Origin of the sequence: Kitasatospora sp. NPDC050463 (genome assembly GCF_040655255.1) — a bacterium.
Taxonomy (GTDB): Bacteria; Actinomycetota; Actinomycetes; order Streptomycetales; family Streptomycetaceae; genus Kitasatospora.
Genome location: NZ_JBFAJO010000001.1, coordinates 306,683 through 323,366, shown reverse-complemented (window position 1 = coordinate 323,366; position 16,684 = coordinate 306,683). Strand labels below are relative to the sequence as shown.

The 16,684-nt window shown below is 72.7% G+C and carries 17 protein-coding genes and 1 riboswitch; of the genes, 11 read left to right on the top strand and 6 right to left on the bottom strand.

The genetic code is table 11. The features are described from left to right. Positions 1 to 160: 160 nt before the first annotated feature. Positions 161 to 1,162 (top strand): hypothetical protein, encoded by a 1,002-nt coding sequence (locus AB0J08_RS01430; RefSeq protein WP_360624953.1) that lies wholly within the window; start codon positions 161 to 163, stop codon positions 1,160 to 1,162. 72 nt (positions 1,163 to 1,234) lie between these two features. Here AB0J08_RS01430 and nagA read toward each other — a convergent pair whose 3' ends face one another. Further along, entirely contained in the window at positions 1,235 to 2,437 is a 1,203-nt protein-coding gene (gene nagA / locus AB0J08_RS01425; protein WP_360624950.1) for an N-acetylglucosamine-6-phosphate deacetylase, read from the bottom strand. Next, positions 2,434 to 3,381, bottom strand: a complete 948-nt coding sequence (locus AB0J08_RS01420) for an ROK family protein (RefSeq protein WP_360624946.1) — start codon at positions 3,379 to 3,381, stop codon at positions 2,434 to 2,436. The genes nagA and AB0J08_RS01420 overlap by 4 nt, the downstream gene beginning before the upstream one ends. A gap of 310 nt (positions 3,382 to 3,691) precedes the next feature. Here AB0J08_RS01420 and AB0J08_RS01415 point away from each other — a divergent pair, with 310 nt between their 5' ends. Further along, positions 3,692 to 4,963, top strand: coding sequence for an extracellular solute-binding protein (locus AB0J08_RS01415; RefSeq protein WP_360624943.1), 1,272 nt, complete (start codon positions 3,692 to 3,694; stop codon positions 4,961 to 4,963). A 34-nt stretch (positions 4,964 to 4,997) separates the two neighbouring features. Here AB0J08_RS01415 and AB0J08_RS01410 read toward each other — a convergent pair whose 3' ends face one another. Continuing rightward, on the bottom strand, positions 4,998 to 5,342 hold the full coding sequence (locus AB0J08_RS01410; RefSeq protein ID WP_360624940.1) for a cupin domain-containing protein: 345 nt from the start codon (positions 5,340 to 5,342) through the stop codon (positions 4,998 to 5,000). Positions 5,343 to 5,445: 103 nt separating this feature from the next. On the opposite strand from AB0J08_RS01410, the gene AB0J08_RS01405 reads away from it, so the two are divergent. Both AB0J08_RS01405 and otsB read left to right on the top strand, forming a co-directional pair. After that, positions 5,446 to 5,685, top strand: coding sequence for a DUF3263 domain-containing protein (locus AB0J08_RS01405; protein ID WP_360624937.1), 240 nt, complete (start codon positions 5,446 to 5,448; stop codon positions 5,683 to 5,685). 89 nt (positions 5,686 to 5,774) lie between these two features. Continuing rightward, positions 5,775 to 6,617, top strand: a complete 843-nt coding sequence (otsB, locus tag AB0J08_RS01400; RefSeq protein WP_360624935.1) for a trehalose-phosphatase — start codon at positions 5,775 to 5,777, stop codon at positions 6,615 to 6,617. Between the two features lie 54 nt (positions 6,618 to 6,671). On the opposite strand, the gene AB0J08_RS01395 is transcribed toward otsB, so the two are convergent. Then, positions 6,672 to 8,141, bottom strand: coding sequence for a trehalose-6-phosphate synthase (locus tag AB0J08_RS01395; protein WP_360624933.1), 1,470 nt, complete (start codon positions 8,139 to 8,141; stop codon positions 6,672 to 6,674). A 53-nt stretch (positions 8,142 to 8,194) separates the two neighbouring features. Next, positions 8,195 to 9,232 (bottom strand): glucosyl-3-phosphoglycerate synthase, encoded by a 1,038-nt coding sequence (locus AB0J08_RS01390; protein WP_360624930.1) that lies wholly within the window; start codon positions 9,230 to 9,232, stop codon positions 8,195 to 8,197. Between the two features lie 149 nt (positions 9,233 to 9,381). Next, a riboswitch (SAM riboswitch) is annotated at positions 9,382 to 9,514 on the top strand. Positions 9,515 to 9,531: 17 nt separating this feature from the next. On the opposite strand from AB0J08_RS01390, the gene thrC reads away from it, so the two are divergent. The 5 genes from thrC (at position 9,532) to AB0J08_RS01365 (ending at position 14,517) form a co-directional block, all read left to right on the top strand. Further along, positions 9,532 to 10,827: a threonine synthase gene (thrC, locus tag AB0J08_RS01385; protein ID WP_360624927.1), complete on the top strand. Its 1,296-nt coding sequence runs from the start codon at positions 9,532 to 9,534 to the stop codon at positions 10,825 to 10,827. A 56-nt stretch (positions 10,828 to 10,883) separates the two neighbouring features. Next, positions 10,884 to 11,162 (top strand): ubiquitin-like small modifier protein 1, encoded by a 279-nt coding sequence (locus AB0J08_RS01380; RefSeq protein WP_360624924.1) that lies wholly within the window; start codon positions 10,884 to 10,886, stop codon positions 11,160 to 11,162. Between the two features lie 604 nt (positions 11,163 to 11,766). After that, the gene (locus AB0J08_RS01375; protein WP_030289665.1) at positions 11,767 to 11,970 is read left to right on the top strand and encodes a cold-shock protein; all 204 of its coding nucleotides are present in this window, start codon (positions 11,767 to 11,769) and stop codon (positions 11,968 to 11,970) included. 462 nt (positions 11,971 to 12,432) lie between these two features. Next, positions 12,433 to 14,055: a chaperonin GroEL gene (groL, locus tag AB0J08_RS01370; RefSeq protein ID WP_360624921.1), complete on the top strand. Its 1,623-nt coding sequence runs from the start codon at positions 12,433 to 12,435 to the stop codon at positions 14,053 to 14,055. A gap of 99 nt (positions 14,056 to 14,154) precedes the next feature. Then, positions 14,155 to 14,517: a hypothetical protein gene (locus tag AB0J08_RS01365; RefSeq protein ID WP_360624918.1), complete on the top strand. Its 363-nt coding sequence runs from the start codon at positions 14,155 to 14,157 to the stop codon at positions 14,515 to 14,517. 102 nt (positions 14,518 to 14,619) lie between these two features. Here the strand turns inward: AB0J08_RS01365 and AB0J08_RS01360 are convergent, their stop codons facing one another. Continuing rightward, a complete protein-coding gene (locus tag AB0J08_RS01360; RefSeq protein ID WP_360624915.1) occupies positions 14,620 to 15,285 on the bottom strand; it encodes a hypothetical protein in 666 nt (221 codons plus the stop codon). Between the two features lie 91 nt (positions 15,286 to 15,376). Between AB0J08_RS01360 and AB0J08_RS01355 the strand changes: the two genes are divergently transcribed. Continuing rightward, positions 15,377 to 15,724: a PadR family transcriptional regulator gene (locus AB0J08_RS01355; protein ID WP_360624912.1), complete on the top strand. Its 348-nt coding sequence runs from the start codon at positions 15,377 to 15,379 to the stop codon at positions 15,722 to 15,724. Beyond that, entirely contained in the window at positions 15,721 to 16,659 is a 939-nt protein-coding gene (locus AB0J08_RS01350; protein WP_360624909.1) for a hypothetical protein, read from the top strand. Before AB0J08_RS01355 ends, AB0J08_RS01350 begins: the two co-directional genes overlap by 4 nt. Positions 16,660 to 16,684: the final 25 nt, after the last annotated feature.

Genomic DNA, 16,684 nt, shown 5'->3' with positions numbered 1-16,684 from the left:
GTCCGGCGCCGGTGACCTGGGGTGGTGAGGTGAAAACTACTCGCGGGTTGTCAAGGGGTCTTTTCGGCGAGTCGGCTGCGGCAGGTAGGGTGCCCGGGTACGAGCGACCACCACTTGCGCCGACGGCACGGCAGCCCGGCGGCGCCACCGCGACGGGGAGTTGACCACCGTGACGACCGCCGGCAGCAACGGAGTGCCCGAGAGCCCGGAGGGCGGTGCCCCCCAGGACGACGATCCCTTCGGCTACCTCTACCGTCCGGCCGGCGGCGGCGCCGCGCAGCCGGCCGAGCCGCAGCAGGGCGTGCCGCGTACGTCGTACAACCGCCCGATGGAGGTCGGTCGTGCGCAGTACGGGCAGCAGCGCCCGCAGCAGTACCCGTCGCAGCAGGGCTACCCGCAGGGGCAGCCGTACCCTCCGGAACAGGCCGAGTACGGCGGTGCGCCCACGCAGCACCAGCCCGCGCAGCAGCAGGAGTACGGCTCCGCGCCCACCCAGCAGACCCGGTACGCCGAGCGCTCCCGGCCGCAGCCGGGCGAGGAGCGGGCGAGCAGCGGTAGGAGCAAGGGTGCGGTGATCGGCGCGGTGGCGGTGGTCGCGGCGATCGCGATCGGCGCCGGCATAGCGCTCTCCACCGGTGACCCGGGCGGCGACAAGAAGGGCAAGAACGCCGCCCAGACCGTCGCGCCGCCGGTCCCGAGCGCCACGGGCGGCACGCCGTCGGCCTCCACCACGGCGTCGCCCGGCGCGACCGGCACCGCCGGCCCGGCCACCGTCGACGCGAGCCAGCTGCAGGGCCAGAACGCCCCCTCCGGCAACACCGTGAAGGGTGCCAAGTCGGCGGACGGCGCCTACCTGACCCTTCAGCCGGGCGCCACGGTGAGCTGGACCGGCGAGGTCCCTGCGGCCGGCACCTACAAGCTGACCGTGCACTTCAACAACGCGGCGACCGATGTGAAGGCCTCGGCCGCGGTCAACGGCAAGGACTGGCCGAGCGGGCTGTCGTTCAAGAACTACTCGCCCGGCAAGGACCCGGCGTCCTCCTGGTACACCACGTTCATACTGCCGCAGCTCCAGGCGGGCTCGAACTCCATCGCCATCATGAACCCGAGCGGTGGTTCGGTGCTGATCGACCAGGTGACCGTCGAGCCGTACGGCGGCTGACCGGCCCCCCGTCCGGACGCGAAACGGCCGCCCGTTCCCCGAGGGGAGCGGGCGGCCGTCGTCGTCGGCGGGTCAGGCGGTTCGGACCGGTGCGAAGGTCTCGCCGCCGGTGATCCACTCGCCGCGGCGCATGACGGCGACCAGGTCGTAGGTCTCGGAGTCGAGGACGACGAGGTCGGCGCTCTTGCCGGGCTCCAGCGAGCCGATCGAGTCGAAGAGGCCGAGCAGCCGGGCCGGGACGGCGCTGAGCGACTCGACCGCCTGGGCCGGCGACAGGCCGTTGACGGTGACGGACCGCTTGAACGCCACGTCCAGGGTGAGCGTCGAGCCCGCGATCGCACCGCCCTCCACCAGCCGGGCGACGCCGTTCCTGACCTCGACCTGGAGGGGGCCGAGGGGGTAGAGGCCGTCGCCCATGCCGGCGGCGCCCATGGCGTCGGTGATCAGCGCGACCCGGGAGGCGCCGGTGGTGCCGTAGGCGAGGTCGAGGACGGACGGGTGCAGGTGCACGCCGTCGTTGATCAACTCGACGGTGACCCGCTCGTCCTCCAGCAGCGCCACGATCGGACCGGGGGCGCGGTGGGCGATGCCGGGCATGGCGTTGAACAGGTGGGTGGCGACGGTGGCGCCGGCCTCGATGGCTTCGAGGGTCTTGGCGTAGTCGGAGTCGGTGTGGCCGACGGCGGCGATCACGCCGAGGTCGGCGAGCATCCGCACGGACTCCAGGCCGCCGGGCAGCTCCGGGGCGAGGGTGACCATCTTCGCGTGGCCGCGGGCGGCGTCGACCAGCTTGCGAACCAGCGCCGGGTCCGGGTCGCGCAGCAGGTCGGGCCGGTGGGCGCCGCAGCGGCCCGGGGAGATGAACGGGCCCTCGAAGTGGACGCCGGCCAGGACGCCGTCCTCGACCAGCTCGGAGAGCACGCCGGCCTGCCGGGCGACCTCGTCGATCTCACCGGTGACGGTGGAGGCGACGGTGGTGGTGGTGCCGTGTTCGAGGTGGGTGCGGGCGGCCCTGAGGGCCTCCTCGGCGATCCCGGAGGCGTAGGAGGCACCGCCGCCGCCGTGCACGTGCAGGTCGACGAAGCCGGGCACCACGGTGTAGCCGGTCAGGTCGAGGTCGCCCGGCTCGGCCCCGCCGGTCGTGACGGCGCGGATCCGGGTGCCCGCGACCGTGAGGCGGTCGCCCTCGACCACACCGCCCGACAGGACCAGCCGGGCGCCGGCCAGTGCGGTGCCCTCGGGCCGGGCCGCCGATTCGATTCGCGCGGTGGTCACGCGGTCACCTCCATGGAGAGCAGATCCCAGGCGAGCAGGCCCGCGCCCAGGGACGCGGCGGTGTCTTTGAGCATGGCGGGTACGACCTCGGGGGGCATCTGGAATGTCAGCCGCTCGGAAACCGCTGCGCGCAGGGGAGCGAAGAGGGTGTCGCCGGCCTCGGCGAGCCCGCCGCCGACGATCACCGTGGACGGGTCGAGCAGGCTCTGGGCGAGCACGATGCCGTCGGCGAGGGCGTCCACCGCGTGCTGCCAGACCGCGACCGCGCGGGGGTCCCCGGCGTCCACCGCGACGGCGCAGGATGCCGCGTCGGCGTCGGGGCCCCCGCCGGCCTCGGCCCAGGCACGGGATACGGCGGAGGCGGAGGCGAGGGTCTCCAGGCAGCCCCGGGCACCGCAGCCGCACTGCGGGCCGCCCGGGCGGACCACGACGTGGCCGATCTCGCCGCCGTAGCCGTGGGCACCGGCCTCGATCCGGCCGCCGATGCCGATGGCGCCGGCGATGCCGGTGCCCAGCGCGATGAACAGGAAGCGCTCCACACCCCGCCCGGCGCCGAGGCGGCCCTCGGCGAGGCCGCCCGAGCGCACGTCGTGGCCGAGGGCGACCGGCATCGCGGTGCCACCCGCCCCGGCCAGGCGCTCGCCCAGCAGCCTGCGCAGCGGAAGGTCCCGCCAGCCGAGGTTGGCGGAGAAGACCGCGACGCCGTTCTTCTCGTCGATCGTCCCCGGGACGGCGACGCCCGCCGCCAGCGGGGCGACGCCGAAGCGGCTGCGGCCCTCGTCCGCCAGATCGGCGGCGAAGTCCAGGATGGCGGCGACGACGGCATCGGTGCCGTGCTCCCGCCCGGTCGGTCGGCGTGCTTCGAACAGCACGGAGCCGTCCTGGGCGAGCAGCGCGGCCTTCATGCCGGTGCCGCCTACATCGAGTGCGATCACGTGCTTCACGGAGGACAGTTTCCCTTGGCTGGGTCGGAGAGGTCTAGTCCAGTTATCGGATTGGTCTGGTCCAAAGTAGGTGAGCTTTGTCGCAGAACCATGTGGTGTGCGGCACTTTGCGGGGCCCGGCGCGGGCGGCCTTCACGCCGTTTCATTGCGCATCGTGCAATGACCTCCGCACTTCGATAACTACCCGGCGGGGACAGCCCACAGGTGTGGACCACTGTGCACCGTGTTTGGCAGTGTGGCCGCCTCCCCCCTGTCGGATCCCCCGTCCGGCTCCCCCGCTTCCTTTCACCCCCCGAAGGCGGTACCCGCGTTGATCAGGCGCGCCCAGGCCCCCACCCGGCTGCTCGGCACCGCGCTGGCCGGAGCGCTGCTGCTCACCGGCTGCGGCGGCCAGGACGACGGCACCGTCACGCTCAAACTGGTGGCGGCCGACTACGGCGAGGACGCGGCGACCAGCTCCAAGCTGTACTGGGACGATGTCGCCCGGCGCTTCGAGACCGCCAACCCGGGCATCAAGGTCGACGTCGAGGTGGCGAGCTGGACCGACATCGGCAAGCGGGTCGACGACCTGGTGGCCGCCGGCAAGGCGCCCGACCTGCTGCAGACCGGCGGCTTCGCCGACCAGGCCGTGGCGAACCGGCTGTACCCGGCCGGGGACGTGCTCTCGCTGGAGACCCAGGCCAACATCATGGAGTCGTTCGCCCATGCCGGACAGGTGCTCGGGACGCAGTACGGCATTCCGTTCGTCTCCTCGTCCCGGGTGCTCTTCTACAACAAGGCGGTCTTCCAGAAGGCCGGGATCACCCAGCCGCCGGCCACCTGGAACGAGCTCCGGCAGGCCGCCGAGAAGATCAGGGCCAAGGTGCCGGGGGTCACGCCGTACGGGCTGCCGCTCGGCCCGGAGGAGGCCCCGGCCGAGTCGATGCTGTGGACGCTCAGCGGTGGCGGGAGCCTCTCCGACGACGTCGGCAACTACACCATCGACAGCGCGGAGAACCAGGCCACCTTCAACTGGCTGCGCACCAACCTGGTCGACACCAAGCTGACCAACCCCGACCCGGGCAGGACCAACCGCACGCCGGTGTTCACCGACTTCGCGGCGGGCAAGGTCGCGATGCTGAACGGGCACCCGACGCTGCTGCGGATGGCCGCCAAGGGGAAGATCGACTTCGGTACGGCGCCGATCCCGAAGAAGGACGGGCTGGCGAGGACGGGCAGCCTCGGGGTGGCCGACTGGATGATGGCGTTCAAGGCGAACGGGCACCGGAACGAGATCCGGAAGTTCCTGAGCTTCGTGTACGCCAAGGACAACCAGCTCAAGTTCGACGAGACGTACAACCTGCTGCCGGTCACCCAGGACGCCTTCACCGAGGTGACCAAGGGCGGCAGGCACGAGGACCTCAAGCAGTTCGCGGCGGGGCTGACCAACGCGAGCTTCTACCCGTTCGGGGACCCGGCCTGGGCGGACGTCAGCAACCGGATCAAGGCGGGCATCGGCGGGGCCGTGACGGGCGACGCCAAGCAGGTGCTGGAGGGGCTCCAGGAGTCCGCGGTGAAGGAGGCGGCCCGGGTCCGCAAGTGACGGATCCCGGGCCGGCCGGCGGGTGCGGCGGACGTCAGAGGGTGATGGCGTAGGCCTTGCGGAGGGTCTCGTGGACCGTCCAGGTGGTGCGGTCGCCGGCCCGCAGCACGGCGCAGTCGCCCGGACCGACCTCCAGGGTCGGGCCGCCGTCGATCTCGATGGTGGCCCGGCCGCTGAGCACCACGAACATCTCGTCGGCCTCGACGTCGGTGACCACGCCGGGGGTGATCTGCCAGAGACCGCGCAGCTGGCGGCCGTCGGCGGACTCGGAGAGCACCCGGCCGGAGACCTCGGGGGCGCCGGAGACGATCTGGGCCGGGTCGAGCGGGTCGGGTTCGAGGTCGGCGGTCGGGATGTGCACGGCGAAGCTGGGCGTCATGGGGGTGACGCTAACCCGGGCCGGCGCCCGGCGGGGGCCGCAAGGTGTGTCCGGTCCCCGGGGGAGAATGACACTCCGTAGTGGTGGACGGAGGTGGGCGCGGATGGGCGCGGGCACGGATGGGCTCGACGAGCGGGACGCGGCGGTGCTGGAGCTCGAAGGGCGGCAGTGGCGGACGGCCGGGGCCAAGGAACGGGCGATCCGGGAGGAGCTGGGGCTCTCCAGTACGCGCTACTACCAGCTGCTGAACGCCCTGCTGGACCGGCCGGAGGCGCTGGCGCACGCGCCGGTGCTGGTGAACCGGCTGCGGCGGGTGCGGGAGGCGCGCCGCGCGGCCCGCTAGCAGGGTCGGGGTCGGGGCCGGCGCTGCCGCGCGGCCGTTCGGGCGCTTCGCGGGAGGGTCGGGGCCGGGAGGCTGGGTAGGGTCCGGACATGGCTCTTGAGGAGATGGCGAAGCCGGGAACCGAGGCCGGGCGGACGGGGCTGGAGGCGATCCTCCGGGCGCCCCGGGAGACGGTGGTGGCGCTCGACTTCGACGGGACGCTGGCGCCGATCGTGGCGGATCCGAGCGAGGCACGGGCGCATCCGGGCGTGGCGGGGGCGCTGGCGGGGCTGGCGCCCCGGGTCGGGGCGATCGTGGTGGTGACCGGTCGGCCGGCGGCCCTGGCGGTGGAGTACGGGGGGTTCGGCGCGGTCGAGGGCGTGGTGGTGCTCGGGCACTACGGCGCCGAGCGCTGGGAGGGCGGCGAACTGACGGCGCCGCCGGCGCACCCGGGAGTGGCGCGGGCACGGGCCGCGTTGGACGGCGTACTGGCGCGGGCCGGGGCGCCGGCGGGGACGTGGGTGGAGGACAAGGGGCGCTCGCTGGCCGTCCACACCCGGCGGACGGAAGCACCGGAGCAGGCGTTCGAGCTGCTGCGCGCGCCGGTGGAGGCGCTGGCCGCCGAGCACGGGCTGGTGGTGGAACCGGGGCGGCTGGTGCTGGAACTGCGGCCGCCGGGGGTGGACAAGGGCGCCGCACTGACCGGTTTCCTGCGCGAGCGGGGCGCCCGGGCGGTGCTGTACGCGGGGGACGACCTGGGGGACGTGGCGGCCTTCGCGGCGGTGGAGAAGCTGCGCGGGGAGGGGCTGGCCGGGCTGCTGGTGTGCAGCGGAACGGTCGACGGCGACGCGCCGGTGCGCGAACTCGCCGACCGGGCGGACCTGGTGGTCGCGGGCCCGGCCGGCGTGGTGGAGCTGCTGACGGAGCTGGCGGCGGTGCTCGCCCCCCGGTGACGCCGTAGTGACGCGCCGCACCGGCCGGCGGCCCGCCGGCCGGTGCGGTGGCCGTCAGCCCAGCGCCGCCAGCTGGTCGAGGAACCACTGCTGGGGCGGCAGCGCCGTCGCGGCGACGGCGAGGCGCTTGGTGCGGTCGGCGCGCTCGTCGGCGGGCATGGTGAGCGCCGTGTGCAGGGCCTCGGCGGTGGCGATGACGTCGTACGGGTTGACGGTCAGGGCGTCGTCGGCCAGCTCGGCATGGGCGCCGGCCTCGCGGGAGAGCACCAGGGCGCAGCCGTGGTCGGAGACCACCGGGACCTCCTTGGCGACCAGGTTCATCCCGTCGCGGATCGGGTTGACCAGCGCGACGTCGGCCAGCCGGTAGGCCGCGAGCGAGCGCGGGAAGTCGTCGTTGACGTGCAGGATCAGCGGCTGCCAGTCGGCGGTGGCGAACTCCGCGTTGATCTCGGCGGCGAGCCGCTCGACCTCGGCGGTGTAGTCGCGGTACTCGGCGAGGTCGGTGCGGGACGGGTACGCGAAGGCGATGTGGACGACGCGGTCCAGCCACTCGGGGCGGGTGCGCAGCAGGTGCCGGTAGGCCTGGAAGCCGCGGACGATGTTCTTGCTCAGCTCGGTGCGGTCGACCCGGACGACGGTGCGGCGCCCGCCGACGGCCCCGCGCAGGGTGGCGAGCCGCTCGTCGACGTCCGGGCGGTGGGACCGCTCGCGCAGGAAGTCGGCGTCGGCCCCCAGGGCGTGCACGCCGAGCCGGGTGGTGCGGCCGGCGTGCGTGACGGTGAGGGCGTCGCGGTCGATGGCGGCGCCGAGGACGGCCTCGCAGCAGTCGGCGAAGGCGAGGGCCCAGCGGCGGGTGAGGAAGCCGGCCCGGTCGGCGCCGAGGATGCCGGTCAGGACGCTCTCGGCGACGTCGTCCGGCAGTAGTCGGAAGTACTCGGGCGGGGCCCACGGGGTGTGTGAGAAGTGGCCGATGCGCAGGTCGGGGCGGGTGGCCCGGAGCAGGGCCGGGGCCAGCGAGAGGTGGTAGTCCTGGATCAGCACCGCGGCCCCGGGCGCGGCCTCGGCGGCGAGGGCGTCGGCGAAGGCGGCGTTGTAGGCGGTGTAGGCCTGCCACTCGGTGCGGAACTCCGCGCCGAAGGAGGGAGCCGTCGGGGTGGCGTAGAGCAGGTGGTGGACGAACCAGAGGGTGGAGTTGGCGACGCCGTTGTAGGCGCGTGCGAAGGTCTCCGGAGCTATGTCGAGCATCCGGACCGCCTGCCCGCCGACCTCGTGGCCGGCGCGGTCCAGGCGGCCCTGCGGGGCCTCCCGGGCGGCGCGGCGGTCGGCGTCGCCGAGCGCCGCGCAGACCCAGACGGCGTGCGGGTCGTCGATCGCGGAGAGCCCGGACACCAGCCCGCCGCCGCCTCGGCGCAGGGTCAGGGTGCCGTCGTCCGCGGTGCTGAAGGACACCGGTCCCCGGTTGGAGGCCACCAGGACGGCGGCGGAGCCGGTCGCACTCGAACGTTCGGTCGTGAGATCGCCCATGGTTGGCATGTTGCCGTGGGTCCGGGTCGGCAAACCCCGCCGGGCCCCCGGCCCTAACGGCCGTGACGGTTCGCGTACTCGGGGACGGTGTGCATCGGGGGCCGTTCCACGGCGGTGACCGGGTGGGTGTGGGCGGTGAAGGCGCGGGTCCGCGGGTCGCGGGTGAACTGGGTGAGCAGCGGGTGGACGAGGTCGGCCGAGGCCTTCAGCCGGTGGGTGCGGTCGAGGCGTTCCAGGGCGGTGCGGTAGATGGTGGCGGCCATCCGGCCGAGTGCCTGACCGTCCTGGTGGCGGTGGTGGCGTACGCCCACGTCCACCTGGGCGAGGGCGTCCAGGCCGGCGACCTCCAGGGCGTCCACCAGGAGGCCGAGTTCGACGCCGTAGCCGGTGGGGAACGGCAGCCGTTCGAGCAGTGAGCGGCGGGCCGCGTACTCGCCGCCGAGCGGCTGCACGAAACCGGCGAGTTCCGGCCAGTGCAGGTTGAGCAGCGGGCGGGCGACCAGTTCGGTGACCCGCCCGCCGCCGGAGGGGACGATGGCGGCGTCGCCGGTCGCGGAGCCGCTCGACGCCACTTCGAGCGGGCGGTCGTACATGGCCTTGACCAGCTGGATGTCCGGCTCGGTGAGCAGCGGGCCGATGATCCCGGAGACGAAGGTGGGGTCGAAGGCGCGCAGGTCGGCGTCGACGAAGCAGACGATCTCGCCGCTGGTGACCAGCAGCGAGCGCCAGAGCACCTCGCCCTTGCCGGGGGCGGCGGGCAGCCGGGGCAGGATGTCGTCGCGGTGGACCACCCGGGCGCCGGCCGCGGCGGCCGCCGCGGCGGTGCCGTCCACGGAGCCGGAGTCGACGACGACGAGCTCGTCCACCAGGGGCAGCTCCTCCATCAGCTCGCGGCGCACGGTGCGGACGATGTCGCCGACGGTGGCCTCCTCGTCCAGGGCGGGCAGCACCACGCTGATGGTGCCGGCCGGGCCCGCCGCCTGCTTGGCCTCCAGCAGCGCGCGCACCGGGCGGTCGGCCGCGCTCCAGGAGCGGCGGCGCAGCCAGGACGCCGCCTTCGGGAGGAGCGCGGGTGTCGGTTCGGCGGGCACGGAACTCTCCTCGGCGGATCGGGGTGGGACGGGGCATCTCGCGTGGCGGACGGTCCCGTTCACGGTGGACGCCTTCGGATACAGTCTTCGTACAGCGATCGGACCTTCGCACGTCGGGGTCACCGCTGAGCAGGACCACAACTTCACAGAGCTCATCCAGAGGGACTGAGGGAACGGCCCGTTGACGTCCCGGCAACCTTCTCGCACGGCAGGCCTCGGGCCCCGGCGGGACAGGTGCCAATTCCGTCCTGTGGCGCGCCCGCGTCACGGGGAAGATGAGGAGAGAGGCCTCCGCCATCATGGCTATCACAGCGACATCCGCTTCCGGCGCCGCACCTGCCACCGTTGATCTCGGCCCCGCCGTCGCACTGTCCTGTCGCGAGTGCGGCACCCGCTTCCCGCTCGGCCCCAGCTTCGCCTGCCTGGAGTGTTTCGGGCCGCTGGAGATCGCCTACGACTTCGGGAGCGAGGGCGCGGAGGAGCTCCGCAAGCGGATCGAGGCCGGTCCGGCGTCGATCTGGCGCTACGCGCCGCTGCTGCCCGTCCCGGCCGATGTCGCCGGCAAGCCGAACCTCAACCCGGGGTGGACCCCGCTGGTGAAGGCGGACAACCTGGGCCGCGAGCTCGGGTTCACCGCCCAGCTGCACGTCAAGGACGACTCGGGCAACCCGACGCACTCGTTCAAGGACCGCGTGGTCGCCTGTGCGATCGAGGCGGCGCGGGCGTTCCACTTCACGACCCTCTCCTGCTCCTCGACCGGCAACCTGGCCGGTGCGGTGGGCGCGGCGGCGGCCCGGGCCGGGTTCAAGTCCTGCGTGTTCATCCCGCACGACCTGGAGCAGGGCAAGGTCGTGATGGCCGGTGTCTACGGCGGCGAGCTGGTCGGCATCGAGGGCAACTACGACGACGTGAACCGCTTCTGCTCGGAGCTGATCGGGGATCCGGCCGGTGAGGGCTGGGGCTTCGTGAACGTCAACCTGCGCCCGTACTACGGCGAGGGCTCCAAGACGCTGGCGTACGAGATCTGTGAGCAGCTCGGCTGGCGACTGCCGGAGCAGATCGTCATCCCGATCGCCTCGGGTTCGCAGCTGACGAAGATCGACAAGGGCCTGCAGGAGCTGATCAAGCTGGGCCTGGTCGAGGACCGGCCGTACCGGATCTTCGGCGCCCAGGCGGCCGGCTGCTCGCCGGTGTCGGCGGCCTTCAAGGCCGGCCAGGACGTGATCCGGCCGGTCAAGCCGGACACCATCGCCAAGTCGCTGGCGATCGGCAACCCGGCCGACGGCCCGTACGTGCTGGACATCGCCCGCCGCACCGGCGGGGCCGTCGAGGACGTCACCGACGCCGAGGTGGTGGCCGCGATCAAGCTGCTGGCCCGGACCGAGGGCATCTTCGCCGAGACCGCGGGCGGGGTGACCGTCGGCGTGCTGAAGAAGCTGGTGGAGACCGGGCAGCTGGATCCGGCCAAGGAGACCGTCGCGATCAACACCGGTGACGGTCTGAAGACGCTGGACGCCGTCTCCGACTCCGGGATGACCGCCGTCATCCGCCCGACGCTGGCCTCGTTCCGCGACGCCGGCCTCGCCTTCGCCTGACCCACCCGCAGCCCCCGCAGCCCGGCCGTTGCGCCGTTCCGCCCGAGGAGACCCCCATGAGCGCCACCGTCCGCATCCCGACCATCCTGCGCACCTACACCGGCGGCACCGCCGAGGTGACCGCCGAGGGCGCCACCCTGGGCGACGTCATCGCCGACCTGGAGAAGAACCACGCCGGGATCGCCGCCCGGATCCTGGACGACGCCGGCAAGCTGCGCCGGTTCGTCAACATCTACGTCAACGACGACGACGTCCGGTTCGCGGAGGGCCTGGCCACCGAGATCAAGGACGGCGCGAGCGTCTCGATCATTCCCGCGGTGGCCGGCGGCTGCTGACCCGCCCCTTTCCGACCAGGTCGTTTATCGGCCGGGTCGTTTCCGGCCAGGCCGTTCGCACGTACGGAATTCCGCTCTCCGTACGTGCGAGCGGCCCGTCGCATTCCGGCGGGAATATTTTTCGGTCCGGGGGAGTAGAGTGTCGCTCGTCCGGGAAGAGGGCTTCCCTTCCCTCCTCGCTTCCGGTACTTGAATCCGTCCGCGCCCGTACTGCCGGTGTCTGTCCGGCCGCTGAGACCGGCGCCGGGGCCGTGACCGTGAAACATGTCAGGCCGATGTCAGAATTCTCGAAGGCATTTGGGTAATTCGTCCGCTATGTCCGGCGTGAAATGCCGATTTCCTCCCGCTTTGGCCTGGCCTGTCCCCTGGCGGGCCCAGTGAATTCCCGGCGATTGACCCTGTTGCAGAGGGCGTCGATCCGGATACATTCAGCCGCGGTCGACGCAATCACCCGCTCACCGGATGCCTTCCGGTGGTCTCCGCGGACGATTGTGGCGTGCACGGCTGCGCCCAGGGGGGGTTCCCCGGGCAAGGCCTCAAACCAGACCCGGGTCCGCGACCTGCGGGCGCGTGAAGGGCCAGCACAGCACTAGGGGAGTTCGGAATGGCTCAGGGCACCGTCAAGTGGTTCAACGCGGAGAAGGGCTACGGCTTCATCGCGGTCGACGGTGGTGCGGACGTCTTCGTCCACTACAGCGCGATCCAGATGGACGGCTACCGCACCCTTGAGGAGGGCCAGCGGGTCGAGTTCGAGATCTCTCAGGGGCAGAAGGGCCCGCAGGCGGACATGGTCCGCGCGGCGGTCTGACCTTTCCGACCCCAGGAGTTCGGCTCGGCCCGATCGGCTGGTGCACCTCTTGCTTCACGACGGGCCCGTACGACACATGTCGTACGGGCCCGTCGGCATGTCTGCCGACCTGTCCGTCGGCGGGTCCGTCGGCGGGTCGGCGCGGGGGCCGACGGCGGGTCGGCGCAGGGCCCGACGAGGGGCCGTCGCAGGGCCCGACGAGGGCTTCGCGAGGGTTGCCGGCGGTCCGGCGGGGGCGGCCCGCGGGGGTGGACGCGGCTCGCGGGTCGGGCGATTGGGCTTGCACTCGCCTACCCGGAGTGCTAATCATTGGCGTTAGCACTCACAGTGTGAGAGTGACAGCGGATCGGGTCGGTGAGGCCCCCGGGAGCGGTAGGGGAAAGGACCCCCGCACACCAGGGCCGTCCGTCGCGGGCACCCCTTGGTCCGAGCAGTCGACCGTGTCCCGGAGGACCACTTCTGATGGCCAAGATCATCGCCTTTGATGAGGAAGCTCGCCGCGGCCTTGAGCGTGGCATGAACCAGCTCGCCGACGCGGTGAAGGTCACGCTCGGCCCCAAGGGCCGCAACGTCGTGCTGGAGAAGAAGTGGGGCGCTCCCACGATCACCAACGACGGTGTCTCCATCGCCAAGGAGATCGAGCTCGAGGACCCCTACGAGAAGATCGGCGCGGAGCTCGTCAAGGAGGTCGCCAAGAAGACCGACGACGTCGCGGGTGACGGCACCACCACCGCCACCGTGCTCGCCCAGGCGCTCGTTCGCGAGGGTCTGCGCAACGTCGCCGCCGGCGCCAACCCGATGGCCCTGAAGCGCGGCATCGAGAAGGCCGTCGCGGCCGTCTCCGACCAGCTGCTGGCCCAGGCCAAGGACGTGGAGACCAAGGAGCAGATCGCCTCCACCGCCTCCATCTCGGCCGCCGACACCCAGATCGGCGAGCTCATCGCCGAGGCCATGGACAAGGTCGGCAAGGAAGGTGTCATCACCGTCGAGGAGAGCAACACCTTCGGCCTGGAGCTCGAGCTCACCGAGGGCATGCGCTTCGACAAGGGCTACATCTCCGCCTACTTCGCCACCGACCTGGAGCGCATGGAGGCGAGCTTCGAGGACCCGTACATCCTCATCGCGAACTCCAAGATCGGCTCGGTCAAGGACCTGCTCCCGCTGCTGGAGAAGGTCATGCAGAGCGGCAAGCCGCTCGTCATCATCGCCGAGGACGTCGAGGGCGAGGCCCTGTCGACCCTGGTCGTGAACAAGATCCGCGGCACCTTCAAGTCCGTCGCCGTCAAGGCCCCGGGCTTCGGCGACCGCCGCAAGGCCATGCTCGGCGACATCGCCATCCTCACCGGTGGCACCGTGATCTCCGAGGAGGTCGGCCTCAAGCTGGAGAACGCCGGCATCGACCTGCTGGGCACCGCCCGCAAGGTGGTCATCACCAAGGACGAGACCACCATCGTCGACGGTGGCGGCGACAGCGACCAGGTCGCCGGCCGCGTGAACCAGATCCGTGCCGAGATCGAGAACAGCGACTCGGACTACGACCGCGAGAAGCTCCAGGAGCGCCTCGCCAAGCTGGCCGGCGGCGTGGCCGTCATCAAGGCCGGCGCGGCCACCGAGGTGGAGCTCAAGGAGCGCAAGCACCGCATCGAGGACGCCGTTCGCAACGCGAAGGCCGCCGTCGAGGAGGGCATCGTCGCCGGTGGTGGCGTCGCTCTGCTGCAGGCCGGTGTCGCGTTCGACAAGCTGGAGCTGGAGGGCGACGAGGCCACCGGTGCCAACATCGTCCGCGTGGCGCTGGAGGCCCCGATCAAGCAGATCGCGACCAACGCCGGCCTCGAGGGCGGTGTCGTGGTGGAGAAGGTGCGCAACCTCCCCGCCGGTCACGGTCTGAACGCCGCGACCAACACCTACGTCGACCTCATCGCCGAGGGCATCATCGACCCGGCGAAGGTCACCCGCTCCGCGCTGCAGAACGCCGCCTCCATCGCGGCGCTGTTCCTCACCACCGAGGCCGTCATCGCCGACAAGCCGGAGAAGGCCGCCGCGGCCGCCGGCGGCGGCATGCCGGGCGGTGACATGGACTTCTGATCCTCTCCGGATCGGTCGGTTCCCGATCGCACGGGCGGTTCCCCTCGGGGAGCCGCCCGTGCGGCGTTGTGTCCGGCGCCGGTTTGGGACAATGGACGGATGGCTGCCACCGCTGACGACATCGAGAACGCCCTGCACAACGCGCGGGCGCTGATCCTGGCCGACCTGACCGCGCGGGACGTGGCGGACGCCGCCGTGGTGTCGCTGGTGGAGAACGCCGTGACGCACCGCCGGTGGTGGCTCGAACAGTGGCCGGACGGTGCCGACTACGTGCTCGGGCTGGTCGCCCAGGACGTCCAGGACGCGCTGCTGGAGGCGTACGGGCGCTGGCCGCTCTGCACCTCCTGCGCGGCCGACGGGGACCCGCACGCGCTCGGTGTCGAGCCCGAGCTGGGGCCGGAGCCGCACTGGGTCTGCGGCAAGGCGGGGGTGGTGGTGGCGCCCGTCGGGGAGCTCGCCTGACGTGACCGGCCCGGCTCCGGCGCTCCGTGCGCCGGGCCGGGCCTTCGCGTTCGGTCGGCCCCGGACGCTCCGAGCAGCCCGGTCGGCCGCCGAGCAGCCCGGTCAGCCGTCGAGCCGGCCGAGTTCGGCCGCCAGGTTGGCGCGGGCGGCGGCGTCGAAGCGCTCGTGGGCGGTGGGGGTGCGGTAGAGCGCGGGCAGGGCCAGCAGCCGGCGCAGGATCTCGGCGCGCCCGGCGCGGAAGTCCGGCTCCGGGACGAAGGCGTACTCCTCGCGGACCGCCGCCGCGTAGGCGGTGTACGCCTGCGGGTCGCCGCCGAGGACGGCGAGGTCCGCGTCGCAGAGCACCTCGCCGTCGCGGTCGCCGGGCTCGGGTCGGTGCGTGACGGTGAGCCGGACCAGCCGGGCGACCTCGGCGGTCCGCCGCTCGGACAGGCCCGCCTCGGTGAGCGCCCGGACGGCGAGGGCGGCGCTGCGCTCCTCGTTCTCGGAGCGGTCCGGGCGGTAGACCGCGTCGTGGAACCAGGCGGCCAGCCGGACGGTGTCCGGGTCGTCGGCGTGCGCGGCGAGCGTGTCGACGTGGCCGAGCACCGCCCGCAGGTGGCCGGTGGTGTGGTAGCGGCGCTGCGGTTCGGCCCAGCGGCCCAGCAGGTCGCGCCCGTACGGCACGGGGTCGGCGGCGGCGCCGCAGCGGTGGAGCAGGGCGGTCCAGTCGGCGAGCAGCCCGGCGGGCTGATCGGCCGGGACGGGGGCGGCGGGCTGGTTCGGCATGGGCACATTCTGGCGGCTCGCGGGTGCGGAAGGGTCGCAGATCGGCGGGTCCACTGGACCGCATATGTAGTTTGACGATATATGTAGTTCCATGACAGAACGAGCCATGCAGGAGCCGACGCTGCTTCTGCTCACCGCGCTGGCCGATGCGCCCAGACACGGCTACGCGCTCATCCAGGAAGTCGCCGCGATCTCCGACGGCCGGGTGAAGATGCGCACCGGCACCCTCTACGGCGCGCTCGACCGGCTGCTCCAGCAGGGCCTGATCGAGGTCGCCGCCGAGGAGGTCGTGGACGGCCGGGCCCGGCGCACCTATGCGCTGACCGCGGGCGGCCGCGCCGCGCTGGCGGCCGAGGCCGGGCGACTGCGCGCGGTCGCCTCCGAGGCCGAACGCCGGCTGTCCGTCGTCCTCTCGAGGGTCAGGGGGACCTTCGCATGAGCATGCAGACCATCGACCGCCCGATCGCCCTGCGGGCGGCGCTCCAGCTCTACCCGGCCCGCTACCGCCGCGAGCGCGGCGAGGAGCTGGCCGCCGTCTTCGCCGACAGCACGGCGGAGGCGGACAAGCCGACCCTGCTCCGGGAGGCGCTGGACCTCGCCGCCTACGGTCTGCGGATGCGCGCCCGGCTGACCTCCTCCTCGGCCGCCGGGCGGCTGCTGGCGCTGGCCGTTCCGCTGGTGGCCGGTTCCGCCGCGGGGGTCGGCCTCTTCCCGTGGGTCAGTGACCCGGACCTGATCGCCTGGCAGCTCGACGGCCCTCGGTCATCGGTCCTGATGGTGCTGGCCGTGTTCGCGGCCCCGGTGGCCACGCTGCTGCTGGCCGTGGCCGCGATGCTGGGGCAGTGGACGGCGGCGCGGGTCCTCTCGGCGGCGGTGATCGGTGCCGGCCTGCTGAACCTGGCGGACTCCCTCTCGATCGGGCACGTCGACGCGTGGTGGACCCTCTACAGCTCCACCTCCGCGCTGCCGTTCGTGCTGTCCGGTCTGCTGGTGCTCCTCGCGCCGGGCGATCTGCTGGGCCGGCCGACCTGGCAGACCCGGGCGCTGGTGCCGCTGGGGGTGGTCGGCGGCCTGCTGGTGGTCGCGGCGCAGGGCGGCTACGACACCCGCTACCTGATGAACGACCCGTGGGCCGGCCTGCTGCTGATGGCTCCGCTGCTGCTGGTGGCCACCGCGGCGCGTGGCTGGCTGGTCCCGGCGGCGATCGGCCTGGCGGTGCTGCCGCTGACCGTCACGTTCAGCCTCTTCAGCCTCTGGGAGTCGGCCGGTGGGATCTGGAACCTGTTGGCGGTCGGCGGGGCCGGCGCCGCGTTCGTGGCGGTGGCCGGGCTCGGCTGGCGGGGTCTCGAAAGCATGCGCCGGTCGGAGGCGTGAGCGCTCGGCCGCCCAGGTCTCGCCG

Bases quoted from the DNA above. Each gene is read 5' to 3' on its own strand.
- AB0J08_RS01410 (WP_360624940.1), bottom strand. From the start codon at position 5,342: ATGACGCCCAGCTTCGCCGTGCACATCCCGACCGCCGACCTCGAACCC.
- AB0J08_RS01405 (WP_360624937.1), top strand. From the start codon at position 5,446: ATGGGCGCGGGCACGGATGGGCTCGACGAGCGGGACGCGGCGGTGCTG.
- otsB (WP_360624935.1), top strand. From the start codon at position 5,775: ATGGCTCTTGAGGAGATGGCGAAGCCGGGAACCGAGGCCGGGCGGACG.
- AB0J08_RS01395 (WP_360624933.1), bottom strand. From the start codon at position 8,141: ATGGGCGATCTCACGACCGAACGTTCGAGTGCGACCGGCTCCGCCGCC.
- thrC (WP_360624927.1), top strand. From the start codon at position 9,532: ATGGCTATCACAGCGACATCCGCTTCCGGCGCCGCACCTGCCACCGTT.
- AB0J08_RS01380 (WP_360624924.1), top strand. From the start codon at position 10,884: ATGAGCGCCACCGTCCGCATCCCGACCATCCTGCGCACCTACACCGGC.
- AB0J08_RS01375 (WP_030289665.1), top strand. From the start codon at position 11,767: ATGGCTCAGGGCACCGTCAAGTGGTTCAACGCGGAGAAGGGCTACGGC.
- groL (WP_360624921.1), top strand. From the start codon at position 12,433: ATGGCCAAGATCATCGCCTTTGATGAGGAAGCTCGCCGCGGCCTTGAG.
- AB0J08_RS01365 (WP_360624918.1), top strand. From the start codon at position 14,155: ATGGCTGCCACCGCTGACGACATCGAGAACGCCCTGCACAACGCGCGG.
- AB0J08_RS01360 (WP_360624915.1), bottom strand. From the start codon at position 15,285: ATGCCGAACCAGCCCGCCGCCCCCGTCCCGGCCGATCAGCCCGCCGGG.
- AB0J08_RS01355 (WP_360624912.1), top strand. From the start codon at position 15,377: ATGACAGAACGAGCCATGCAGGAGCCGACGCTGCTTCTGCTCACCGCG.
- AB0J08_RS01350 (WP_360624909.1), top strand. From the start codon at position 15,721: ATGAGCATGCAGACCATCGACCGCCCGATCGCCCTGCGGGCGGCGCTC.